19 protein-coding genes are annotated in these 24,014 nt (G+C 70.5%); 13 read left to right on the forward strand and 6 right to left on the reverse strand.

The window, feature by feature from the left end:
* The first annotated feature begins 49 nt into the window (after positions 1-49).
* The 5 genes from JG540_RS10510 (at position 50) to JG540_RS00200 (ending at position 7,923) form a co-directional block, all read left to right on the forward strand.
* Positions 50-3,112 carry a CAP domain-containing protein gene (locus JG540_RS10510; protein WP_267977966.1) on the forward strand — a complete coding sequence of 1,021 codons (3,063 nt, stop codon included), beginning with the start codon at positions 50-52 and terminating at the stop codon, positions 3,110-3,112.
* A 239-nt stretch (positions 3,113-3,351) separates the two neighbouring features.
* Positions 3,352-4,437 carry a 3-phosphoserine/phosphohydroxythreonine transaminase gene (serC, locus tag JG540_RS00185; protein ID WP_200275908.1) on the forward strand — a complete coding sequence of 362 codons (1,086 nt, stop codon included), beginning with the start codon at positions 3,352-3,354 and terminating at the stop codon, positions 4,435-4,437.
* A gap of 10 nt (positions 4,438-4,447) precedes the next feature.
* Positions 4,448-5,641, forward strand: coding sequence for a phosphoglycerate dehydrogenase (locus tag JG540_RS00190; protein ID WP_200275910.1), 1,194 nt, complete (start codon positions 4,448-4,450; stop codon positions 5,639-5,641).
* Between the two features lie 131 nt (positions 5,642-5,772).
* Positions 5,773-7,071, forward strand: a complete 1,299-nt coding sequence (locus JG540_RS00195) for an MFS transporter (RefSeq protein ID WP_200275912.1) — start codon at positions 5,773-5,775, stop codon at positions 7,069-7,071.
* An 18-nt stretch (positions 7,072-7,089) separates the two neighbouring features.
* A complete protein-coding gene (locus JG540_RS00200) occupies positions 7,090-7,923 on the forward strand; it encodes a MerR family transcriptional regulator (protein WP_234042818.1) in 834 nt (277 codons plus the stop codon).
* Positions 7,924-8,101: 178 nt separating this feature from the next.
* Here JG540_RS00200 and JG540_RS00205 read toward each other — a convergent pair whose 3' ends face one another.
* Complete coding sequence (locus JG540_RS00205) at positions 8,102-10,957, reverse strand: cation-translocating P-type ATPase (protein WP_200275914.1); 2,856 nt, start codon at positions 10,955-10,957, stop codon at positions 8,102-8,104.
* 353 nt (positions 10,958-11,310) lie between these two features.
* On the opposite strand from JG540_RS00205, the gene JG540_RS00210 reads away from it, so the two are divergent.
* The 5 genes from JG540_RS00210 (at position 11,311) to rplI (ending at position 15,689) form a co-directional block, all read left to right on the forward strand.
* Entirely contained in the window at positions 11,311-13,740 is a 2,430-nt protein-coding gene (locus JG540_RS00210) for a transglycosylase domain-containing protein (protein ID WP_200275916.1), read from the forward strand.
* Between the two features lie 220 nt (positions 13,741-13,960).
* Positions 13,961-14,248, forward strand: coding sequence for a 30S ribosomal protein S6 (gene rpsF, locus JG540_RS00215; RefSeq protein WP_200275918.1), 288 nt, complete (start codon positions 13,961-13,963; stop codon positions 14,246-14,248).
* A gap of 40 nt (positions 14,249-14,288) precedes the next feature.
* Positions 14,289-14,873, forward strand: coding sequence for a single-stranded DNA-binding protein (locus tag JG540_RS00220; RefSeq protein ID WP_200275920.1), 585 nt, complete (start codon positions 14,289-14,291; stop codon positions 14,871-14,873).
* 109 nt (positions 14,874-14,982) lie between these two features.
* Positions 14,983-15,219 carry a 30S ribosomal protein S18 gene (gene rpsR / locus JG540_RS00225; protein WP_026426343.1) on the forward strand — a complete coding sequence of 79 codons (237 nt, stop codon included), beginning with the start codon at positions 14,983-14,985 and terminating at the stop codon, positions 15,217-15,219.
* 14 nt (positions 15,220-15,233) lie between these two features.
* Positions 15,234-15,689, forward strand: coding sequence for a 50S ribosomal protein L9 (rplI, locus tag JG540_RS00230; RefSeq protein ID WP_200275921.1), 456 nt, complete (start codon positions 15,234-15,236; stop codon positions 15,687-15,689).
* 90 nt (positions 15,690-15,779) lie between these two features.
* Here rplI and JG540_RS00235 read toward each other — a convergent pair whose 3' ends face one another.
* Positions 15,780-17,153, reverse strand: a complete 1,374-nt coding sequence (locus tag JG540_RS00235) for an MATE family efflux transporter (protein ID WP_200275922.1) — start codon at positions 17,151-17,153, stop codon at positions 15,780-15,782.
* Between the two features lie 403 nt (positions 17,154-17,556).
* Here JG540_RS00235 and dnaB point away from each other — a divergent pair, with 403 nt between their 5' ends.
* Both dnaB and JG540_RS00245 read left to right on the forward strand, forming a co-directional pair.
* Positions 17,557-19,005, forward strand: a complete 1,449-nt coding sequence (dnaB, locus tag JG540_RS00240) for a replicative DNA helicase (protein WP_200275923.1) — start codon at positions 17,557-17,559, stop codon at positions 19,003-19,005.
* A gap of 163 nt (positions 19,006-19,168) precedes the next feature.
* Complete coding sequence (locus JG540_RS00245; protein WP_200275924.1) at positions 19,169-19,477, forward strand: thiamine-binding protein; 309 nt, start codon at positions 19,169-19,171, stop codon at positions 19,475-19,477.
* On the opposite strand, the gene JG540_RS10685 is transcribed toward JG540_RS00245, so the two are convergent.
* The 3 genes from JG540_RS10685 to mtnN all read right to left on the reverse strand — a co-directional run bounded on the left by JG540_RS10685 (position 19,392) and on the right by mtnN (position 21,978).
* Positions 19,392-19,958 (reverse strand): DUF4276 family protein, encoded by a 567-nt coding sequence (locus JG540_RS10685; RefSeq protein ID WP_407648328.1) that lies wholly within the window; start codon positions 19,956-19,958, stop codon positions 19,392-19,394. The genes JG540_RS00245 and JG540_RS10685 overlap by 86 nt on opposite strands.
* Positions 19,955-21,103, reverse strand: a complete 1,149-nt coding sequence (locus JG540_RS00250; RefSeq protein WP_200275925.1) for an AAA family ATPase — start codon at positions 21,101-21,103, stop codon at positions 19,955-19,957. The genes JG540_RS10685 and JG540_RS00250 overlap by 4 nt, the downstream gene beginning before the upstream one ends.
* Before the next feature lie 98 nt (positions 21,104-21,201).
* On the reverse strand, positions 21,202-21,978 hold the full coding sequence (mtnN, locus tag JG540_RS00255) for a 5'-methylthioadenosine/S-adenosylhomocysteine nucleosidase (protein ID WP_234042819.1): 777 nt from the start codon (positions 21,976-21,978) through the stop codon (positions 21,202-21,204).
* A gap of 195 nt (positions 21,979-22,173) precedes the next feature.
* Between mtnN and JG540_RS00260 the strand changes: the two genes are divergently transcribed.
* On the forward strand, positions 22,174-22,878 hold the full coding sequence (locus JG540_RS00260) for an acyltransferase (protein ID WP_200275926.1): 705 nt from the start codon (positions 22,174-22,176) through the stop codon (positions 22,876-22,878).
* A 196-nt stretch (positions 22,879-23,074) separates the two neighbouring features.
* Here the strand turns inward: JG540_RS00260 and JG540_RS00265 are convergent, their stop codons facing one another.
* Positions 23,075-23,830, reverse strand: coding sequence for a CDP-alcohol phosphatidyltransferase family protein (locus JG540_RS00265; protein ID WP_200275927.1), 756 nt, complete (start codon positions 23,828-23,830; stop codon positions 23,075-23,077).
* Positions 23,831-24,014: the final 184 nt, after the last annotated feature.

A 24,014-nucleotide genomic window follows, 5' to 3' on the forward strand; every position in this document is an offset into this window, starting at 1 on the left:
GGAAACGGTCTGTCTGTCCCCTAGCTGAAACGAGAAAAGCTTGTCCTCGGTGCCCTGCCCCATGCTGCTCGCCGCTGGAATCACCACCGGCGCCGCCTTGCTGCTACCCGCCACGGCCAACGCGGAGGAGGTTACGCCTCAGCCTGAGAGCCCCGCAGCCGTAGCTAGCGAGCAGGCCGCTGCAGAGGCCACCCCCGCCAGGTCTGCTGCTGAGCAGGCTGAAGCCGTCGCCCAGGCTGCTGAGAAGGAGGCCGCGAAGGTCGCCGAACAGGCCCAGGCGGCCCTGAAGGAGGCCCAGGATGCCTCGCAGGAGACGGCGCGGGACGCCGCCCAGGCTGAGGGGACCGGCGCGGAGCTGGCCAAGGCCCAGCAGGACGCTGCCGCTGCGGACCGCAACGCTGCCGGACTGGACCAGGAGACCCTCAACCAGTCCGCTGCGGAGGCCAGGCAGGCTGCCGACAGTGTCCTGGAGGCCCAGAAGGCCCAGGAGTCCGCCCACGCCCAGGCCACGCAGGCGCTGGAGGCCAAGGACCAGGCGGAGAAGCAGGCCCTGGAGGCCAGGCAGGACGTGCAGGACGCGCAGGCGGCCCAGGGCGCCGCCGACGCCGCCGTAGCGCAAGCCGGCAAGGAGAAGGACGCGGCCGAGGCCGCTCGGGACCTGCTGGCCTCTAACACCGAGGCCGCCATCAAGCAGGCTGAGGCCGCCCTGGCCCTTGCCCAGGAGGAGACCGGGAAGGCGTCCAGGCTCCTGCAGGACGGCCAGGAGGGCGTGGCCCAGGCCGCCCAGGACGTGGCTGAGGCCCAGGAGAAGGAGCGCCAGGCCCAGGCTGAGGAGCAGGCTGCTGCAGGAGCCGTGGAGCAGGCCCGGAAGCAGTCTGAGCAGGCCCAGGCTGGCGTAGAGACGGCTAACCAGGGCGTGGCCGGGGCCCAGGCCGGGGTGGTGGCCAAGGAGCAGGCACTCAAGCAGGCTGAGCAGGCTGAGGAGCAGGCGCGCCAGGCCCAGGCCGAGGCCATGCAGGAGGTCCCCCGGCGCGGGAGCCTGGTGGCCGAGGCCGCGGAGGAGCTGAAGGCCGCCAAGGAGGCCGCCAAGGATGCCCTGGCGGCTTACGCCAAGGGCTCGTTAGGCTTCTTTGAGAAGCGTGGATCCACTAAGGCGGTGGAGGTACTGACCAAGAGCCGTTCAGGGGAGGACGGTAAGCCCTTCCGTGAGTCCACGGTCCTGGGTGCTGACGGTGACGCCACCAGCCTGGAGAACATGCGGTTGGCCCTGCAAGGGATCCGTCGTGCCCAGGTGCTGACTGCGCCCACCGGGCTGGAGCCTTTGACGGTCTCTGACGCCCTGATGGCTGCCTCCCAGGTGTATGCGAACTGGCACTCCGCGCAGAACCGTGTGGGGGAGCGCACCCCCGCCAACAGCAACGAGCCTGCGCTGAACACCAGCGCGGACAACCGCACCAAGACGCCTGACCCGGTTGTCGCCGTGGAGCGCTGGTACGCGCAGAAGAAGATCTGGGACCAGGCAGTCCGCTCAGGCAGGGTCGACTCTGACGACCTGCTGAACATGGATGAGCTTCGCAAGAAGGACCCTGACCTGTACGGTCAGGTCAAGGACTACCTGAACATGGTTAGGGGTGACTTCGCCTCTACTGGGATGGCGGTGTCCACCGTAAAGGGGCGCGGCGTATCGGTCATGGCCTGGGCGGACCTCCAGTACCTGTATGACCTGGGCCCTGCGGAGAAGGACAGCGGCCTGGCCCTGGACGCCTACGAGAAGGCGTTCATGGACTACTACAACCAGGTCAAGTCCGCCCGGGACGAGGCCCAGAAGAAGATCGACGCGGCCCAGAAGAAGCTTGAGGCTGCTCAGGAGGCGGTGGCCCAGGCCCAGGACCTTCTTGAGCAGGCCAAGGCGACCCTGCTCGCCAAGCAGCAGGATACTGCCCAGGCCCGTGCCGACCTGGCTGCCGCCCAGCAGGGCCTGGCTGCCGCCCAGCGCCAGGCTGAGGCTGCACAGACCGTCCGTAAGGAGGCCGCCGCCGACCTTGAGCAGGCCCAGCAGGCCCAGGCCCTCAAGCAGGAGGCTGTCAAGCAGGCTGCGGCTGGCACCGCCACGGCCCGGCAGAAGGTGCGCGAGGCCGAGGCCCTTGTCAGCTCACTCCAGCAGGCCTTTGAGCAGGCGCTGGGGGCGGAGGGGCAGGCCTCCAAGAACCTGGAGAAGATCCGGTCCGGTGAGGCTCTGCGTGAGGCCCAGCAGCGGGTAGACGCGGCAGAGGCAGCCCTGGGCAAGGCCCAGGAGGGGGCGGCGGCCGCCGCCAAGAAGGTAGGCACCGCCCAGCAGGCCCTGGCGCAGGCCCAGACCAAGGTGGAGCAGGCCACGGCCGCCGCGGCCACGGCCCTGGGCCACCGTGCGGAGGCGGACGCCTCCCTCCGCACCGCCGGTGAGCAGCTGCGAGAGGCTGAGGCCAAGCTCCAGCGTCAGCGCAGCCTGCTGGAGGCCAAGGAGCAGGCGCACAAGGTGCTTGACACGGCGCAGGCCGCCCACGACGGCGCACAGCGCACCCTGACCGCCTCCCGTCAGCGCCTGGCCGCCGCCATCGGCTCCCAGGCCTACGACGACGCCGGGTCCGCGGTCCTGCAGGCCCTGGCCAAGGACCTGGCCGTAGTGGTCCACCAGGAGGCCTTGGACAAGGGCTTCCCCGACCAGCGGTTCCCCCTGCTGGTGAAGGTCTACAGCAACGCACGCAGCGCCCAGCAGGTGGCGGCCGCCGCCCGCCTGGCCGCCGAGAAGCTGGCAGGCCAGGGAGGGTCAGGGAAGCCGGGCCAGCAGGCTCCCGGCCAGGTCGCTCCGGAGGGCATGCAGCCGCCGGTGGCTCCGGAGGGCAAGCAGCCGCCGGCTGGTCCGCAGGTCTCTGACATCCACATCCACGTGGACGGCCAGGGCCGGGTGCGCCAGGAGAGCCTGCCGCAGTACCAGCCTCGCCACCGGGCCCAGTCCCAGGCGGCCGCCCCGGAGCTGGCCCGTACCGGTGCTGGCGCTGAGACCCTGCTGCCCCTGGCCGGTGGCCTGGTGCTAGCGGGCTCGGTCCTGGCACGTCGTCGCCAGCGCTCCTGAGCACGGCAGGGACCTGACCGGAAGCCGGGAGGCTGGGTGCCAGATCTGTGGCACCCAGCCTCCCGGCGTACCCGGTGGTGGAGACCACCCCCGGCCTGGGTGAGGGTGCGAGATGGTCTCCGAGCGTGCCGTAGACCGGTCCCACCGTGTTGGGCCTGGGTGCCGGTGCGCCTGCGGCGGCTGCGGTCGGCTGCCGGACCAGTAGGCGCCCGGGGGCCCGGTTCTGCTTAGAGTTGGGTATGCGCGTGCACAACTTCTCCGCCGGACCCGCCCAGCTGCCTCTGCCCGTCCTGGAGCAGGCGGCGGCTGAGCTGCCTGAGTGGCGTTCGGGCATGAGCGTCCTGGAGGCCTCCCACCGGGGACCGGACTTCATGGCCTGTGCCGCCGACGCTGAGGCCACCATGCGCCGTCTGGCAGGGGTGCCGGCGCACTACCGGGTGCTCTTCCTGCAGGGCGGGGCCACCGGGCAGTTCGCCGCCATCCCCATGAACCTCACCGCGCGGGCAGACACAGTGGCCTTCATCCGTACCGGCCAGTGGTCCAGGAAGGCCGCCGTCGAGGCCGCTCGCATGGGGGTGGAGGTGCGGCTGGTCGCTGACGAGGCCGCCAGCTCCTACACCACCACCCCTGAGCCGGGCTCCTTCACCGTGCCCGCAGGTGCCAAGTACCTGTACTACTGCGCCAACGAGACCATTGGCGGCGTCACCATGCCCTACGTGCCCGCTGCCGAGGCCGCCGGAGTGCCCCTGGTAGCGGACTTCTCCTCCATGTACCTGTCCCGGCCCCTGGAGGTAGAGAGCTTCGGGGTGGTGTTCGGGGGCGCCCAGAAGAACCTGGGCCCGGCGGGCCTCACGGTAGTGATCGTGCGTGAGGACCTGCTCGGACGCGCCCGCCCGGACGTGCCCCTCGTGTGGGACTGGCAGGCTATGGCGGACAACGACTCCATGCTGAACACCCCACCCACCTTCTCCATATACCTGTTTGGCCTGGTCCTGCACTGGATCGAGGACACCGGTGGACTGGCCGCCATGGGAGAGCGCAACGACGCCCAGGCCCAGCGGCTCTACGACGCCATCGACGCCTCCGGCTTCTACGCCAACCCCGTGGAGAAGCGCTCCCGTTCCGCCATGAACATCCCCTTCACCCTGGCCGACCCCGCCCTGGACGCCGAGTTCCTGGCCGGGGCCAGCGCCGCCGGGCTCATGAACCTCAAGGGACACCGCTCCGTGGGCGGAATGCGGGCCTCCCTGTACAACGCCATGACTGACGAGGGCGTCACCGCCCTGATCGACTACATGACCGAGTTCGAGCGTACCCGCGCCTGAGAGGAAGACCATGACCCCCGCCCCCGCCCAGCGTTTCCGCGTACGCACCCTCAACGCCATCTCCGGCACCGGCCTGACCCGCCTGCCCGCCGAGCTCTACGAGGTGGGGGACGCCGTCGAGCAGCCCCACGCCCTGCTGCTGCGCTCCGCCCGCCTGCACGACACCCCCGTGCCGGAGTCGGTGCTGGCGGTGGCCCGGGCCGGGGCGGGCACCAACAACATCCCCGTGGAGTCCCTGACCGAGCGCGGTGTCCCCGTGTTCAACACCCCCGGCGCCAACGCCAACGCCGTCAAGGAGCTGGTGCTTGCGGGCCTGTTCATCGCCTCCCGCAACCTGATCCCCGCGGCCCGTTTCGCCCACACCCTGGAGGGGGACGACGCCGCTATCGCCCGGGCCGTGGAGGCAGGCAAGAAGCAGTTCGTGGGCTTTGAGCTGCCGGGCAGGACCCTGGGGGTGATCGGCCTGGGGGCCATCGGGGTGCAGGTGGCCAACGCCGCCCTGGGCCTGGGGCTCAAGGTGGTGGGATTCGACCCGGCCATCAGCGTGGACCACGCCTGGATGCTCTCCGCCGAGGTGCAGCGGGCCCATAGCATCGAGGAGGTCTTCAAGCGTGCCGACATCCTGACCGTGCACGTGCCCCTGGTTGAGGCCACCCGCGGCCTGGTCTCCACCCAGCGCCTGGCCCTCATGCGCCACAGTGCCGTGATCCTGAACTTCGCGCGCGCCGAGATCGTGGACGAGCCCGCCATCGTCTCCGCCCTGGACCAGGGCTACCTGGCCGGTTACGTCTGCGACTTCCCCTCCACGGCGGTGCACAAGCACCCCAAGTGCATCTCCCTGCCGCACCTGGGGGCCTCCACCAAGGAGGCTGAGCGCAACTGTGCCGTCATGGCGGTGGACCAGCTGCGCGGCTTCCTGGAGGAGGGGCAGGTGCGCAACTCGGTGAACTTCCCGGAGGCGGTCATGGACCGGGAGGAAGGTACCCACCGGCTGGTGATCGTCAACCGCAACGTGCCCAACATGGTCGGCCAGGTCTCCACCCTGGTGGCCCAGCACGGCCAGAACATCGCCAACCTGCTCAACCGCTCCCGCGGCGGCCTGGCCGTCACCCTGGTGGACATCGACGGGCAGGTGGACCCTGGGCTGTGCGCGGAGATTAGGGCCATCGACGGCGTCCTGTCCGCCCGCCTGATCCCTGCCTGATCCCTGCCTGATCCCTGCCGGACCGCGCCTTATCGCGCCCCCCTGCGCCCCATTTGTGCATTTTGGCTTGACTGGTGCCGAATTCCGGCACCAGTCAAGCCAAAATGCACAAGTCGGGGGAGGATGGGCCGGTGCGACTGGTGGACGACCTCAAGGACCTGGTGCAGCTGCCCGGCTTCCGGCGCCTGCTCACCGTGCGTCTGGCAGGCCAGACCGGGGACGGGCTGGTGCAGGCCGGACTAGCCACCCTCTTCTTCTTCCACCCCCAGAACATGACCACCGCAGCCGGGGTGGCGGGAGCCCTGGTGGTCCTGCTGCTGCCCTTCTGCCTGGTAGGGCCCTTCACCGGTCCCTTCATCGACCGCTGGCGACGCCGTCAGACCCTGGTGGGCGGCAACCTGCTGCGGGCGGCCCTGGCCGGGCTGGCCGCCCTGGTGCTGGGCCTGTGGGGCACCGGCGCCACGATCTACCTGCTCGCCCTGGTGGTCCTGGGGGTGAACCGTTTCCTGCTGGCGGTCCTGTCCGCCAGCCTGCCCCAGGTGGTGGACGCCCGCCGCCTGCTCACCGCCAACTCCCTGGTGCCCAGCCTGGGCGGGGTGGCCATCGTGCTGGGGGCCGCCGTCGGTCTGGTGCTGCGCCTGCTCCTACCTGCCGGACTGGCGCAGGACACCGCCAGCCTGCTGGTGGCCGCCCTGCTCTACGGTGGGGCCGCCGCCGCCGGCACCCGCCTGGGTCGTGACGAGCTGGGGCCGCAGTACCCGGCCGCAGGCTCCCTGGCCGCCGCCCTGTCCCACGTCGGCAGCGACCTGGCAGCCGCCGTCAGGCACCTGGTGACCCGGCGCAGCCCCGCCCTGGCGCTGGGCACCATGGCCGGGCACCGCTTCGTGTACGGCATAGAGCTGGTCACGATCATCCTGGCCTCCCGCAACCTCCTAGCCCCTGGGGACGCCGACCAGGGACTGCTGGTCTTCGGCTCCCTCATGGGGGCGCTGGTGGCCGGGCACGGCCTGGCGGTGGTGCTCACGCCCTTGGCCCAGGAGCGCCTTACGCCCCCGGCCTGGGTGGTGACCTGCCTGCTGGGCGGCAGCCTGGGCCAGCTGCTGCTGGTCGCCAGCCACGAGCAGCACCTGATGACGGCGGGGCTGGTGGTCTTTGGTGCCGGGGTGCAGGGCGCCAAGATCGCGGTGGACACGATCGTGCAGCGGGACACGGCCGACGCCTACCGGGGGCGCGCCTTCAGTATCTACGACGTCCTGTTCAACACCGCTGAGTGCCTGGCCGCCGGGGTGGCGGTGCTGGTCATGCCCGCCGTGGGCTGGTCGCGCACCCTCCAGACGGCTCTGCTGCTGCTCGTGTGGGCCCTGGCCGTGGGCTACTGGCGCCAGGTCCAGGCAAGCAGGCCCGCGGGGCTTGACCCTAACGCGGCGTGAGGCACCAGGCTTGGCTGCGTGAGTGATGCACAGGAGGTGACCGTGGAGCGCAATCGTGACGACGACGGGCTCCAGCCCCTGACCGTAGGCCAGGTGGCCGCCCTGGTGGGGGTCAGCGTCAGGACGCTGCACCACTGGGACCAGGTGGGGCTGGTGACGCCGTCGGGGCGCAGCCGGGCAGGCTACCGGCTCTACACGCCCGCGGACCTGGAGCGCCTGCAGCAGGCCCTCCTGTATCGGGAGACCGGGATGCCCCTGGCCCAGGTGGCTGAGGTGCTGGACAGCCCCGGCACGGACGCCAGCACGCACCTGGCCCGGCAGCGCGAGCTGCTGGCTGAGCGCATCGCCCACCTGACCCGGATGCTCCGGGCAGTGGACACGATGATGGAGAAGGACACCATGGGAGAGAAGCTAACCGCCGCGCAGCGCGCCGAGATCATGGGGGACCAGTGGGACCCCGCCTGGGAGGCCGAGGCGCAGGAGCGCTGGGGCCACACGGAGGACTGGCGGGTCTCCGCTGAGCGGCTCGCCGCCAAGACCCCGGCCGAGTTCAAGGCGGACAAGGAACGCGTGGAGGCGGTGGAGCGCGAGCTTGCCGCCGCCCTGGCCGAGGGCGTCCAGCCCGGGTCGCCCCGCGCCAACGCGCTCGCGGAGAAGCACCGGGCCAGCCTGGGCTGGTTCGACGTGACCCACGCCAAGCAGGTCCTGCTGGCCCGCGGCTACGTCTGCGACCCGCGCTTCAAGCAGCACTACGAGCAGGTCGCCCCCGGCCTGGCCGCCTGGCTCAAGGAGGTGGTGGAGGCCAACGCCGCCGCCAACGGGGTGGACCTGGATTCCGTCACCTGGGCCTGAACGGCGCGTTCTGACACTGGCGGAGGCATAGAGAGGCCTGCGTTTCCAAGCAGGTAGCCCCCGGTCGGCTCGCCCGGCCGGGGGCTACCCGGGGCCTGGGTGACCCGACGGCGGGGCGGGCAGGGGGGACCGCGCCCGCCGACATTCTGGGCTGGCGGCGGGGCCAGCCCCGCCCCGCTCAGGCCCGCCGGGAGCGCCGTACCAGCTTGCGAAGCTCAGAGAACCACAGCACCAGGGAGCCCATGGCCAGGCACACCAGCCAGTGGTGCAGGTCCAGGGGTGCCGTGGAGAAGGCCGCCTGCAGCACCGGCAGCTCCACGACCGCCACCTGAAGCACCAGTCCCAGCAGGACCGCCCCCCACAGCCAGCGGTTGACGAACATGTGCCGGAAGGCGGAGACCGTCTCGGAGCGGGAGGCTATCGTGTTGAACAGCTGGGCGAGCACCAGGGTGGTGAAGGCGGCCGTGCGGGCAGTGGTCAGGTCGTCCACGCTCACCCCGGGCAGGTCAATGATCCCGCCCGGCAGGTAGGTGTCCAGGGTGAGCAGGGTGGCGGCCCCCATGACCAGGCCAGCCATAAGGATCCCCGACCACATGGTGCGGTCCAGCACACGGTCACCGGGGCGGCGCGGAGCCCGCCCCATCACGTCCTCCACGGAGGGGTCCACCCCCATGGCCAGGGCCGGGCCGGAGTCGGTGACCAGGTTGATCCACAGGATCTGGGTGGCTACCAGCGGCAGCACCACCCCCGTGGTGGAGTGGTCCGACAGACCCAGCAGCCCAGCCAGCACCACCCCGCCGAAGACGGTGACCACCTCACCCATATTCGAGCTGAGCAGGTAGCGCAGGAACTTCCTGATGTTGTCGAAGATGCGTCGCCCCTCGGCCACCGCCGCCACGATGGTGGCGAAGTTGTCGTCAGCCAGCACCATCTCTGCGGCCTCCTTGGTCACCTGCGTGCCGGTGACGCCCATGGCGACGCCGATGTCAGCCTGCCGCAGGGCGGGGGCGTCGTTGACGCCGTCGCCAGTCATGGCCACCGTGTGCCCTTGCGCCTTCAGCGCAGCCACGATCCGCATCTTGTGCTCCGGGGCCACCCGGGCGTACACGTTCACCTCCGCCACCGCACGGTTCAGCTCCTCTGCCCCCAGGACGCTCAGCTCCCGGCCGGTCAGCACCCTTGCCCCGGGCTCCGCGATCCCCAGGTCCGCGGCGATGCGACCGGCGGTGGCCGGGTGGTCACCGGTGATCATCAGCACCCGGATGCCTGCCCGGTGCGCCTCGGCGACGGCGGCGGCCGCCTCGGGGCGCGGCGGGTCGATGATCCCCACCACCCCGGCCAGCACCAGGTCCCGCTCCAGGTAGGAGAAGTCGGCCTCGCCCCCGGCGGCGAGCACCTGGGTGACCTGTGCGGCCTCGGCGGCCGTGAGTAGCCTTGAGGCGACTCCCAGCGTACGCAGCGCGCGACCTGACATCTGGTCGATCCGCTGCTCGAACAGCTGGCGGGCGGAGTCGTCCAGAGGGGCCTCCTCCAGGCCCCGGCGCACCTGCGTGCAGCGCTCAAGAAGGACGTCGGGGGCACCTTTGGACACGATGGTCACGGTGTCGTGCTTGGCGTCGGTGTAAAGGACGCTCATGAGCTTGCGCTCACTGGTGAAGGGGACCTCGCCCAAGCGCTCGAAACGCCCCTCACGGTCGCCGTGCGTGCCGAGCTTGCGCTCCGCCACCAGGAAGGCGCCCTCGGTCGGGTCACCGATCACTGACCAGGCCCCGGCGTCGTCAGCCAGCTCGGCGTCCGAGGCCATGGCTCCCCCGGACAGCACCACGGTCACCTCCTCCAGGTGGGGGCCTTCCAGGGGCTCCGCGTCCGGCTGCCCGTCGCCGTCCAGGTCGGGGGCCACGTCGCCGACCGGGGCGTAGCCGATGCCGGTGACCACAGTGTCGCCGGACAGGGTGGCGACCTCCTGGATGGTCATCTCTGAGCGGGTCAGGGTGCCGGTCTTGTCCGAGCAGATCACGGAGGCGGAGCCCAGGGTCTCTACGCTGGTGAGCTTCTTGACCACCGCCTTGTGCAGGGCCATGCGCTGCACCCCGAGGGCCAGTACCACGGACAGGATCGCGGGCAGGCCCTCCGGCACGGCGGCCACGGCCAGGGAGACCCCCAGCAGCAGGGCGTCAATGACCGTGTGCGAGCTGATGCTCGGGGCCAGCAGCAGGAGGGTCCCTACCGTGACCACGGCGATAGCCACCACGATCAGTCCCAGGGTGCGGGAGACCTGGGCCAGCTCCTTGGACAGGGGGGTGGGCTCCTCCTCCACCGAGTCGAGCATGCGGGCGATCGCCCCCATCTCCGTGTCGCCGCCGGTGGCGGTGACGACCGCGCGCCCGGTGCCCTGGGCCACGGAGGTGCCCCGGTAGACCATCGGGCTGCGGTCAGCCAGGTCAGCGTCGGGGGAGACGGCGTCGGCGGTCTTGGTCACGGCCTCCGCCTCACCGGTCAGGGAGGACTCGACGACGCGCAGGGCCGCCGCCTGGACCAGGCGCGCGTCTGCCCCTACCTGGTCCCCCTCGCTGAGCAGGAGCAGGTCCCCGACCACCAGGTCGGCGGAGGGCACCTGGCGCTTCTCGCCGTCGCGCAGCACCGTGGACTGGGCCTGGGTCATCCTTGACAGGGCGGCGACCGCGTCAGCCGCCTTGCTCTCCTGGACGAAGCCGAGCACCGCGTTGAGGGTGATTACGGCCAGGATAACCAGGGCGTCCACCGGCAGGCCGTGAGCCCCTTCCAGCACCCAGGCGATCGCGGAGATGAATATCGCCGCGATCAGCAGGTAGACCAGCGGGTCCTGGAACTGTCCCAGAAAGCGTCGCCAGGCCGGGGTGGGGGGCTTGGAGGGCAGGTTGTTGGGGCCGTTGACGGCGAGACGTTCAGCTGCCTGGGTTGCGGTAAGCCCCCGGGCGGGGTCTGTGCCCGTGGTGGCGGCAACCGTTGCGGGGGCTTCCGCCCAAGGCACGGAGGGGGTGCTGGTGCTGGTCATTGCCCCAGCCTCGCGGAACTGGCCGGGGGCCGTCTGCTGGTTTCGCCGACGGCGGGGGTGATCTTTTGTCACTGGTGGAGGACTAGAGCGGTTGCCTGCTACTGAGCCTGGGGAGCTTTTGGCTTGATTACGCGGTAGTTGAAGGATAAGCGAGCGGCGTGGGAGCCTCTAAGCCTCCGCCAGTGACAGCCTTTCCGGGTGGAGTCCAGTGTGACCGACCTCGCAACAGGGTGACGGATTCCCCGCGTGCAGCAGTTTTCACGGGCTGCCAGCAGTTTTCCTGGCTCCTTCACCCCGCCATACTGGTGCAGTCCGTCCCCGGCAGGGGAAACTGACAAGGAAACGAGAAGCGCGTGTCACAACCGACTGGTGTCCCTGAGCGGCCCGTAGGGCGCAAGCTCGCCCAGGCTGCCAACGCCGGACGGCTGCCGGGGAAGCCCGGGAAGTCCTCCCGCGGCGCAGGCAGGTCCAGTGAGCAGCGTCCAGCCAGCAGCAGGGGCGGCTCCCGCAGCGCACCAGGCAGGGCTGGCAGGCCCGTGGACCGGCCCACCGGCTGGCGGCGCGTGTTCAACTACCCCCGGCGCGGCAAGGGCCCGATCCACCGCTGGATACCCAGCTGGCGTTTCAACCTGGCTACTCTCCTGCTGTTCATGGGGGCGGCGGTCGGGGCCTTCTCATGGGCCTACGCGAGCATTGACGTGCCTGAGCCCAGCGAGTTCGCCCAAGCGCAGAGCTCCACCGTCTACTACGCCGACGGCGTCACCGAGATGGGGCACTTCGCGGAGGTGAACCGCAAGATCATCGACACCACCAAGGTGCCCAAGTACGTGGGCGACGCGGTGGTCGCCAGTGAGGACCGCAGCTTCTACACCAACAAGGGCGTGGACCCTAAGGGCATCGTGCGCGCCCTGGTGAACAACCTGCGTGGTGGCGGGCGCCAGGGGGCCTCCACGCTCACCCAGCAGTACATCAAGAACTACTACGTGGACACGACCTCCTCCTACTCGGGCAAGTTCAAGCAGGCGGTCATGGCTATCAAGATCGACCGGCAGAAGAGCAAGGCCGAGATTCTGGACTCCTACCTGAACACGGTCTACTACGGGCGGGGGGCCTACGGCATCGAGGCCGCCGCGGAGGCGTACTTCGGGGTGGGGGCGGACCAGCTGACCCCGGCGCAGGCGGCGCTGCTGGCTGGCATCATGCCCGCCCCCAGCGCCTGGGACCCCGCCGTGGACCCGGCCCAGGCCCAGCAGCGCTGGACCCGGGTCATGGACTTCATGGAGCAGGACGGCTACATCTCCTCCGCGGAGCGTGCCGCCGCCACCTCCATGCCGGAGACCATCCTCCCCAAGAGCGACGAGGTGTACGCCGGCACCAAGGGCTACCTGCTGCAGATGGTGCGCAAGGAGCTGGCGGAGAAGGCCGACCTGTCTAACGAGCGGGTGGACACCGGTGGCTACAAGATCGTCACCACCATAGACAAGGAGGACCAGGAGGCTGCCGTGGCCGCCGTGGAGGCCCTCCCGGAGGGGGCGGACCCCAACCTGCGGGTGGCCCTGGTCTCTGTCGACGCCAGCACCGGCGGGGTCCTGGCCCTCTACGGGGGCAGGGACTACCTCACGCAGCAGGTGAACGCAGCCACCGACGCCGTCGCCCAGGCAGGCTCCACCTATAAGCCCTTTGCCCTGGTGGCGGGCCTGGAGAACGGTTTGACCCTGGCGAACGGCTACTCCGGAAAGTCTCCGATCTGGCTGAATGACACCCGTTTCGAGAACTTCGACAATGTCTCCTGGGGCTGGTGCGACATGGTCAAGTCCACGGCTCACTCGGTGAACACCTCCTACCTGCAGCTCAACGACGAGCTGGGCTCGGACAAGACCAACGACGTCGCCTTCCGGGCCGGCTACCCGGAGGACACCGTGGGCATGGACACCGTGGTGCAGTCGGTGCTGGGCTCAGCCTCCCCGCACACGATCGATATCGCCACCGCCTACGCGACCTTCGCCTCCGGCGGGACCCGGCACGAGACGCACATAGTCGGCTCGGTGGCCAACTCCCAGGGGACGGTCGTGTACGTTCCCGACACCGTGGGGGAGAAGGTCTTTGAGGACGGCGTCATGGCTGACGCGACCTTCGCTATGAGCAAGGTGGTGGAGTACGGCTCCGGTACCACCGCCCTGGAGCTGGGGCGCCCGGTGGCCGGCAAGACCGGCTCCTCCTCGGACAACAAGTCGGCGCAGTTCGTGGGCTTCACCCCGCAGGTGGCGACGGCGGTGACGCTCTACCAGTCCGGCCCGGACGGCTCCGAGCAGTCGATCACCCCTTGGGGTGACTACGACGAGATCACCGGCTCCACCTATCCGGCTGACATCTTCACGGAGTACATGAAGAAGGCGCTGGCTGACCTGCCGGTGGCGGACTTCCCCGGCCGGACCCCTGGCTCCTACCGGCCTGGGCGCCTGGAGGGTGCGGAGCAGCGCTCCAAGGTCCAGCTGCCCGCTGAGGAGCCGACCTTCGTTCCGGTGCAGCCCCCGGCGGAGCCGCAGCCTACCCAGCAGGCTCCCGAGCCGACGGCGGAGCCGACCGGAGGCCAGTTCCAGCCAGCGCCTGTACCGGCTCCTACCGGTAAGGACAACGACGAACCGGGGCCGGACCTCACGGAGGGTCCGGTGGAACCGGGGCCGGAGCAGCCCACCGCTCCGCCTGGAGGGAACGTTGAGGGTAACGGTTTCGCGCCTGGCAACGGCCAGAACCAGGGCAACGGCAGACGGCGGGCGGGTTGAGGCTCCCCGTGCCGGGACCAAGGCCGCCCCTGCGCCTGCGAGGTGTCGCAGCGCACGCCCCCCGGGAAGGTGCTGGCCTTCCGGGGGGCGCGCCGTCTCCGGTAGGCTCTTGGACTGGCTGCGCTGCCGGGCACCCGCCCGTCACCCGCGGCCGCACGCATCACCCTCCTGTCACGGAAAGACCGTGACCGCTTCAGACCAGAGGAGGTGGGTACCAAGCATGCGTCACTACGAGATCATGATCATCCTCGACCCCGAGACGGACGAGCGCACCGTCGCTCCGTCGCTCGAGAAGCTGCTGCAGGTCGTCCCCAGCAACGGTGGGACCGTGGACAAGGTCGACATCTGGGGCAAGCGTCGTCTCGCCTACGACATCAAGAAGAAGTCCGAGGGCTTCTACGTCGTCGTCGACATGACCACCACGCCGGAGATCGCCCAGGAGCTTGACCGTCAGCTCGGCCTGAACGAGTCCGTCCTGCGCACCAAGCTGCTGCGCCCCGAGGCCTGAGCCGTACCCGTCCGAGAATCCTGAGAGCACGGAGGAAAGCATGACCGGAGAGCCTGTAATCACCGTCGTCGGTAACCTGGTGGCGGACCCGGAGATGCGCTTCACCCCTAGCGGTGCGGCGGTCGCTTCCTTCCGTGTGGCCTCCACGCCGCGGACCTTCAACCGCAACACGAACCAGTGGGAGGACGGCGAGGCGCTGTTCCTGTCCTGCTCGGTGTGGCGGGACACGGCCGACAACGTGGCCTCCTCGCTGAAGAAGGGCATGCGCGTGATCGTGCAGGGCCGCCTGACCCAGCGCTCCTACACCACCCGTGAGGGCGAGAACCGCACGGTCTACGAGCTGCAGGTCGACGAGGTCGGCCCCTCGCTGCGCTACGCCAAGGCCGAGGTCACCCGCACCCCACGTGCGGGTGGTCCCGGAGGCCAGGGCGGTGGCTACAACGGCGGCGGCCAGGGTTCTGGCGGCTTCCAGGGGGGCTACCAGGGCGGCGGCGGATACAACGGTGGCCAGAACCAGGGGGGCGGCTTCGGCGGAGGCCAGGCCTCCTACAACGCCCCCCAGGGAGGCGCCGCGGACGACCCGTGGAGCACCGGCACCTCCTTCGGTGACGAGCCCCCGTTCTGACCGGTCCTGACCGGCACCGTCTCTCGGACGATCACCTGGGCGCCTGCGCCCACCACCAACACCAATCTCGTAACTGAGCGCCCCGGCGCTCTAAACAAGGAGTACCAACATGGCGAAGCCTCAGCTTCGTAAGCCGAAGAAGAAGATCGGCCCGGTCAAGGCCATCAAGGTCGGCGTCATCGACTACAAGGACACCGCCACGCTGCGGAAGTTCATCTCCGACCGTGGCAAGATCCGTGCGCGCCGCGTCACCGGTGTCTCCGTCCAGGAGCAGCGCAAGATCGCTAAGGCCGTGAAGAACGCCCGCGAGATGGCTCTGCTGCCCTACTCGAGCTCTGCTCGCTGATCGGAGGCCCACGCATGACCACCAAGCTCATTCTCACGCACGACGTCGCCCACCTGGGCTCTGCCGGTGAGGTCGTGGACGTCAAGGACGGCTACGCCCGCAACTACCTGCTGCCGCGCAAGCTGGCCACCCCCTGGACCAAGGGCGCCCAGCGCCAGATCGACCAGATGGCCGAGGCCCGCCGCAAGCGCAGCATCGAGTCCCTGGAGCAGGCGCAGACCGCCCGCGCCTGGCTCAACGAGAACGTCGTGACCGTCTCCGCCACCGCGGGTGCGAACGGCCGCCTCTTCGGCGCCGTGTCCACCGCTGACCTGGCTGAGGCTGTCAAGGCCGCGGGCGGCCCCGCCGTGGACCGCCGCAAGATTCAGATCGTGCCGCCGATCAAGTCCACCGGCCGTCACAGCGCCACCGTGCGCCTGCACACCGACGTCGTGGCCCCGATCGAGGTCAACGTCGTCGCCGCCCGCTGAGGGCAGCCGTACTGAGTCTGGAGGGCCCGTCACCGGATCGCCGGTGACGGGCCCTCCTGCTGCCTACCCGCCCCGGGTGCCCCGCTGCCCTCAGTGCCTCCAGGCCTGGGAGCGGGCGCGCAGGCCCGTGGTCAGGGCCCGTGCGCCCATGAACAGCCAGGCGAAGGCCCCCCACAGCCACAGCAGCCCCGTGCCGCCGCCCGTGGGCCAGCCGTGGGCGACGGCGTAGGCGGCGGGCAGGTAGGGCAGCAGGGTAGCTATCCCGGCCCGTGCCAGGTAGGGGCCGTCGCCCGCCCCCATGAGCACCCCGTCAAAGAGGAACACCGCCCCGGCCAGGGGCATGGCGGAGGCCGCCACCAGCAGGGCCGGGCGGGCGGCTGCCAGGACCCCGGCGTCGTTGGTGAACAGCAGCGGCAGCCAGGGGCTGGCGGCGGCTACCACGGCCCCGATCACCACCCCGGCGCCCACGCCCCAGGCCAGGCAGCGCCGCAGCACCGCGTCCACCCCCGGCTGGCTCGGGGCTGCCTGAGGCTCTTGCGGAGCGGTTGGCGGCCTCTCCTGGTCGGCTGCGGCGGCCCCCAGGGCGTTGCCCACCAGCGCCTGGGCGGCGATGGCCAGCGCGTCCAGGCTGAAGGCCGCCAGGCCCCAGACCGTGCTGACCACCTGGTGCGCGGCCAGGGGTGCCTGGCCCAGGCTGGTGGCCGCCCACACGGTGGCCAGGATCGCGGCCCGCAGGGACACGGTGCGCACCAGCAGGGGCGTGCCCGCCCCCAGGGAGCCTCCCAGGCCGGTGCCGCTGGGGCGCAGGCTGACCCCCTCCGCCCGGGCGGCCCGGACCAGGGGCACCAGCAGGGCCAGGCCCATAACCGTCTGGGCCAGGGCGGTCCCCAGGCCCGAGCCCGCGATCCCCAGGCCCAGCCCGTACAGGAGCAGGGTGTTCAGGGCTACGTTCAGCACCGCCCCGGCGGTGGCGACGACGAAGGGCGTGCGCGTGTCCAGCAGGCCCCGCAGTGTGCCGGTGGCGGCGAAGACCACCAGCATCCCCGGCACCCCGGCCGCTGATGCCCGCAGGTAGGCGACGGCGGCCGCGGCTACGGCCCCCTGGCCGCCGAGCGCGCCCACCACCCAGGGGGCGGTTGCCGCCAGCAGCGAGCCGGCCAGGACCCCGAGGGCCAGGGCCAGCCAGACGCCGTCGAGACCGGCCCGCAGTCCCGCCTGGCGCTGCCCGGCGCCGAAGAGGCGGGCGGTGGTGGCCGTGGTGGCGTAGGCCAGGAACACGAACAGGCCCACCAGGGTGGTCAGCACTGTGGAGGCCAGGGACAGGCCCGCCAGGCTGACCGCCCCGAGGTGCCCCACCATGGCGGAGTCGATCAGCACGAACAGGGGCTCGGCCACCAGGGCCCCCAGGGCGGGCAGGGCCAGGGACAGGATGCGCCGGTCGAGCGTGGCGGGGTGGCTGCTCACGGTGGCCTTTCAGTGCTGGGGGACGGCAGTGTCTCACGGGTCACCTCAAGACGGAGTTGAGGTTCATCCACAGAGATGTCCACTTGTCCACAGATTTCCAAACTGTTAGCGAACAAGTCGGACACAGGCTGCGTTGGCGCAGGTAAGTGTTGCGATAGCAGGGAGGATCAGCTGCCTGCCGGACCTCTGCCGGAGATGGTCTCCACAGTAGTCCACAGGTTTACCCACCACTTGTCCCCAAGCTGGACCCGGATCTCCACAGTGGCTCCCGGACCTGTCCACACCATCGTCCGACCTGCTGATTGCGGTACCGCGCGGGCGCCGCTATTGTCGCGAGCCCAGCGTGCCCGGGCCGACGCGACCGGTCCGTGTGAAGCGCTGGAGCCAAGGGGCAGGAGGCCAGATGAGCGTCAGTGGACAGGGGGCGTCCGTGTCCTCGACCGACCCGCGCAACCGGGCCGCCAGCACGGACAAGGAGGCGGCGGCGTCGCCGCTGAGCGAGGCCTTTGACCGGATGCCGCCCCAGGACCTCAACGCGGAGGTCTGCACGCTCGGCTCCATGCTGCTGAGCAAGGACGCGATCGCCGTAGTCCAGTCCGAGCTGGTGGCCGACGACTTCTACCTGCCCTCCCACGTGACCGTCTACGAGGTCATCGCGGAGATCTACTCCGCCGGTGAGCCCGTGGACCCGGTGATCGTGGCGGACGCCCTGACCAAGCACGGCCAGCTGGAGCGCGTGGGCGGGCTGGACTACCTGTCCACCCTGATCATGAGCGTGCCCACCGCCGCCAACGCCGGGTACTACGCGCGGATCGTGCGGGAGAAGGCGATCCTGCGCCGCCTGGTGCAGGCGGGCACGCGCGTCACCCAGCTGGGCTACACCTCCCAGCCCGGCGACGTCGAGGAGCTGGTCAACCAGGCCCAGGCCGAGGTATACAACGTCAACCACAAGCGCCAGAGCGAGGACTACGTGGCCATCGGCCAGCTGCTGGACGCCGTCAACCTGGAGATCGAGGTCGCCCAGTCCCGCGACGCCAACCAGATGACCGGCATCCCCACCGGCTTCACCGAGCTGGACGAGCTGACCGGGGGCCTGCAGGCGGGGCAGATGGTGATCGTGGCGGCCCGCCCCGCCATGGGCAAGTCCACCCTGGCGCTGGACTTCTGCCGCTCCGCCTCCATCCGGCACGGCAAGACCAGCTGCTACTTCTCCCTGGAGATGGGCCGCATGGAGATCATGATGCGTCTGCTCTCCGCGGAGGCGGCGGTGGAGCTGACCAAGCTGCGCGGCGGCATGTCCATGAGCGACCAGGACTGGCTGGACCTGGCCCAGGCCTACAACCCGGTGGACTCGGCCCGCCTGTTCATTGACGACTCCCCGAACCTGACCATGCCGGAGATCCGCTCCAAGTGCATCCGCATGAAGGACCAGGAGGACCTGGGCATGGTGGTGATCGACTACCTGCAGCTGATGAGCTCGGGCAAGCGGGTGGAGTCCCGCCAGCAGGAGGTCTCCGAGTTCTCCCGCCAGCTCAAGCTGCTGGCCAAGGAGCTGGAGATCCCGGTGATCGCGGTGGCCCAGCTCAACCGTGGGCCGGAGCAGCGTGAGGGCAAGAAGCCCCAGATGAGCGACCTGCGTGAGTCCGGCTCCCTGGAGCAGGACGCTGACATCATCATGCTGCTGCACCGGCCCAGCTACTACGACCCCGAGCAGCGCCCCGGCGAGGCCGACATCATCGTGGCCAAGCACCGTAACGGTGAGACCCGCACGATCCCGGTGGCCTTCCAGGGGCATATGGCGCGCTTCGCCAACATGGCGCGCGACGTCGCCCCCGAGCCCGCCTACGAGTAGGGAAGCGGGGGAGGCCGGGGCTGGTCTGGGACTGGCGGGGCAGGGCAGGGGACTAGATGGTGCCTGGCGGGGCCGGTTGGGGCCTGAACCGGGCCTGAACCGGGCCGGAGCCTCAGCGGGCCACGGCGGCCGGGAAAGGGCCCCGGGGGCATAGGCTGGGGGCGTGCTTGTGGCCTTCTCCGTGTCCCCCACCACCACCGACGCGCCGGACGGCTCGGTCAGCGAGGCGGTGGCGCGCGCCGTCGCCGTCGTGCGCGCCTCCGGCCTGCCCAACGAGACCACCTCCATGTTCACCACCCTGGAGGGGGAGTGGGACGAGTGCATGGCGGTGGTCAAGGCCGCCTGCCAGGCCGTGGCGGAGGTCAGCCCGCGCGTGGCCCTGGTGCTCAAGGCCGATATCCGCCCCGGCTGGACCGGCCAGCTAACCGCCAAGGTCGAGCGCGTGGAGCAGCACCTGCAGGCGCACCCCTAGACGCCGGGGCGGCCAGGCGGCTCACGCCCAAGCGTGCGATGCCTAGGTGTGAGCGGGCACAGGTTGTATGGGGGCTTCCCGTACATGAGCACGGCAGACCTGCCGTACGTCTGCCGCTCAGGCCGCCCTCAGGCCAGCAGGTCCTCCCACCAGGCGCTGAACGTGGGGCAGCGCTCCAGCACGGCCTGCAGGCCGGCCTCAGCCACCAGCAGCGGGCCTGCCCCGGGGCGTCCTTGGGGTAGGCGTAGTAGTCCAGCAGCAGACCGACCTTGCTCAGGTAGCTGGTGGCCAGGAACTGCCGCAGCCGCTTCTCATAGTGACTCCAGCTGCCACCACCCCGGTGGGTCGCGGCGGAGCTCGCTGACGTGATGACGACCGACGGGACCAGGTGGACGTCTCGTGAGAGGGCTGCCGGAGCCAGCACGTTCTTGACCAGCTCCTCCTCGGTCTGCCCCTCCACCAGCACGAGGACCTTCCTCATGCGCCGCTCCCCTCGGCTGCGGGGCGGCCTCCCAGCAGGTTCATCTCCCACAGGTTCCCGGTGGAGTACTCCTCCAGGAAGCCCTCCAGCTGTGCGGGGTCCGGCCGCCTGGCCTGGGTGGCGCCGTCGACCCGTTCCAGCACCGCCACCTCCTCCACCCCGTAGTGGGACAGCAACGGCACGGACTGGGTGGCCAGGATGACCTTGTGGCCGTTGCGGCCCGCCACCCGTGTCATCTCCGCCAGCAGGCCGATAGCCGCCGGGTGCAGGCCCAGCTCGGGCTCGTCCAGGACCACGGTGGCAGGCAGGTCCGGGCCCAGCAGCAGCGTCGCCAGGCAGATGAAGCGCAGCGTGCCGTCGCTGGCCTCACGTGCTGAGAACACCCGGTCCATACCCTTCTGGCGCCAGCGCAGGCGGATGCGCTCGTTCTTGCTGGGCACCAGCACGAAGTCGTCAAAGAACGGGGTTACGTGCCGCACCGCCGTCACGATGCGCCGGTAGTGCTGCGGGTGCTCCTCCTTGACCTTGTACAGGTAGGCGGCGATGTTCTGCGCGTCCGAGCGCAGGGCCAGGTCGTCACCCAGGGTGGACCAGCTCTTGACCGGCGCGGTCGCTGAGACGTCGTCAAAGTGGAAGACCCGGCACCCCTGCAGGATCGGGCCCACGTGCTTGGCGAAGCCGCTGAGCCGGTCCCCGGCCGCCGACTCGGACAGGCTGCGGACCTGGCTGCTGGTGCCCGAGCCCAGGTCCTCCGCGAAGGGCCGCTCCCGGTCCCGCCCAGCCTGGAACAGGAGCCACTCGTGCAAGGTGGCTAGGTCCGTGTCCTTCCAGTCCTCCCGGAGCTCCACCCGGTAGCCGTTGCGCTTGTCCTCCTCGTTGAAGCCGGAGGTCAGCTCGATCCGGACGCGCCCGGCCCGGGTCTGGGCGTCCTCGAACAGCAGGTTGCTGATGCCGCCGCGCTGCTGCAGGTACTCCTGGAAGGAGCCGTCCCAGATACGGGCCACCAGCTCCAGGGCGCTGACCAGGTTCGACTTGCCGGAGCCGTTGGCGCCGATCAGCACGGTCACCTCCGTGCTCAGGTCCAGCGTGAGGTTGCGGATCGACGCCAGCCCCTCCACCTTCAAGGTCCCCAGTCCACGACTCATGCTCCTGAGTGTATCCAGCCCGGTTCCGCTGGGCGGGTGGGGCCCACCCGGGGCTGGTACGGCCTGCCGGTCCGCTCCCCGGCCCTGGCTGCGCCCCCTCAGGCCAGCAGGGACAGCACCAGGGCGGCGGAGCGGGCGGCCGCCTCCTCCACCCCGATGTGGAACTCCTGGCCTGCCTCCGGGCCGCACAGGTCGGACACGCCCCGCACCGACACGAAGGGCACACCAGCTCCCGCCGCCACCTGCGCCAGCGCCGTGGACTCCATGTCCGTGCTCAGTGACGCCGGGAAGGTCTCGCGCGTGCCCGCCACGTTCTGCGCCGTCACGAAGGACTGCCCCGCCAGCATCAGGCCCCGGTGCAGGCGGGCCGCCCCGGAGGACGGGGTCGCCCGGCGCAGCGCCTCCAGGCGCCCCCCCAGCAGGTCCAGGCTGCGGGTGTCCCCGGCGTAGAGCACCGGCATACCAGGTACCTGGCCGGGTGCGTAACCGAAGGCGGTGGCGTCGGCGTCGGTGTAGCTGAGCGTGTCCGAGACGCACACGTCCCCCACCTCCACCTGCCGTCCCAGCCCGCCGGCGGTGCCTGCGGAGACCACGATCTCCGGGCGTACGGCGGTTAGCACCGTGGCCAGCGCCGCGGCGGCGTTGACCAGGCCGATCCCGCTGCGCACCAGCACCAGCTCCCGTGGCCCCGCCGGAACCGGCGGCAGCGCCAGGCTCACCACGCCCCCGGGACCCGGCAGCGGCGGCAGGGGATCCGCTCCCTCCAGCGGCTCCAGGGCCTCCACGAAAGGCTGGGCCTCCTGCGGCATGGCCACCACCACGACGGCGCTGACCGGGCGGGGCGGGCAGTTCTGCACAGAACTCGAGCTGCTCATGGGTCCGAGCCTAGCCGCCCCCGCCCCTGCCACCTGGCCCGGACCGCGCTGAAACCGCCGTCGCCGCCCCCGCAGCTGCCGCTGCTGCACTCGGACCGCGCTGAAACTGCTGCCTTTCAGCCGCCTGGCTGACTCGCTGCCCACCCCGTCACGGGGTTAGCCTGTGCTGACGCACTACCGAGGGAGAACAGCTGTATGGCAGGCAAGTCCGCAGCCCAGCGGGTCGGCAGGCTGATAACCGCCGTCAAAGGCCACGACTACCACGTGGACGAGGCCCTACCCGGCAGCTACCTGCTAGGTGTCCTGGCGCAGCGCGCCATCATGAAGGCCCGGGGCGTGGCCCGCACCGGCCTGGGCCGCAAGGTGTTCCTGGGGCGCGGGGCCCGCCTGCGCGGGGCCAGCCGCTTCCGCTGCGGCCGCGGCTGCACGATCGCTGAGGGCGCCTACCTGGACGCCATGAGCACCGACGGCGTCGTGTGGGGCAGCAACGTCTCCCTGGGCCGCAACTCGCGGATCGAGTGCGTAGGCAGCCTGGAGCACCTGGGCAAGGGGATGCGCGTGGGCGACAACACCGGCCTGGGCACCGACTGCCTCTACGGCGCGGCCGGGGGCATAAGCATCGGCAGCAACGTGATGGTCGGCAACTACGTCAGCTTCCACTCCGAGAACCACGTGCACACGGACACCGCCCGCCCCATGCGGGAGCAGGGCGTCACCCACCAGGGCATCAGCGTGGGCGACGACGTGTGGATCGGCGCCAAGGCCACCGTCCTGGACGGGGCGCGCATAGGACGGGGCGTGATCATTGCCGCCGGGGCGGTGGTCACGGCCGGTGAGTACGAGGACTACGGCATCTACGGGGGCGTGCCCGCCAGGAAGATCGGCAGCCGCCAGGCCTGAGCCTGCTGGGCCGCTGCCGACGACGGCGCCCCGGCGCGGTCTGCCCAGGCGTGGCCGCCCCGTTGCGGTCCGCTGGGGTCAGGGTACGGCGGCTCGCCGGGGTGCGCCCTGGTCCCGCCTGCTCTGCCCAGACGCAGCCTGTTTCAGCACCTGCTGCCGGGGCCGGGTCCTGCCAGGGCCGCAGTGGCCTGCCGGCTCAGGGGCGCGGCAGGGCGTTGACCCGCCGGTACCAGCGCACCAGCTGGGCCAGCAGCATCAGCAGGTTGAAGACTGCCAGCCCTACGTACAGCCAGCGCCAGCCGGTCCACCAGCCCAGCAGCAGCATGGTCACCACCTGGAAGCCGTAGTCCAGGCCGGTGGCGATCACTGAGTTCAGCAGCGAGCTGCGCGGCTGCTGGGCCACCGCGCCGGAATGCTTGGTGCCTGCGGCCCGCTCCAGCTGGTCCGTGAGGATCATGGTGAAGAACCACACGCAGGCCACCACGGAGAAGCCCAGGGGCACCAGCACCGTCCACACCGGCCAGCCCTGAAGGTGCCGGAACCACAGGATCGCCACCACCAGGTGCAAGGAGGCCTGCTTGGTGGCGTCAATGACGTGGTCCAGCCACTCCCCGGCGGGGCTGCCACCGCCCCGCAGGCGCGCCAGCTGGCCGTCGGCGGAGTCCAGCGCGTAGCCCAGGGCCAGCAGCACTGCCACGACCAGGCCGTGCAGCCAGGTGGGGGAGGTGGTGGCCAGCAGGGTCAGCCCCCCGAAGGTGAAGACCGCGCTGATCCCGGTAACCTGGTTGGGGGTCAGGCCCAGCTTGAAGGCGCTGGCGGCCAGCAGGCCGCCCAGGGGGCGGTTGAGCCAGCGTGAGTACGCCGGGGCGTTGCGGTTGCTCTTCTGGGCGCCACGCAGGGCTTTGTGCACCTGCGACCAGGGCTGGCTGCGGTCGGCCAAGGCCTTTGCCATCGAGTTTCTCTCCTGAGAGTTCCGGTGTTGCACGCTCAAGCAGGCGCAGCCGGGTAAGCAGCGGTTATCTCACGGGGCAGCAGGTGCTTGCTGGCCCCGGACGCTACCACGCGGCGGCGGGCTGGCAGGAGGCGCGAGTCCCAACTGCCGCACTGTTTTTCAGGTAGCAATAGGCTGCAGGCAG

Origin of the sequence: Actinomyces weissii, from assembly GCF_016598775.1 — a bacterium.
Classification (GTDB): Bacteria; Actinomycetota; Actinomycetes; order Actinomycetales; family Actinomycetaceae; genus Actinomyces; species Actinomyces weissii.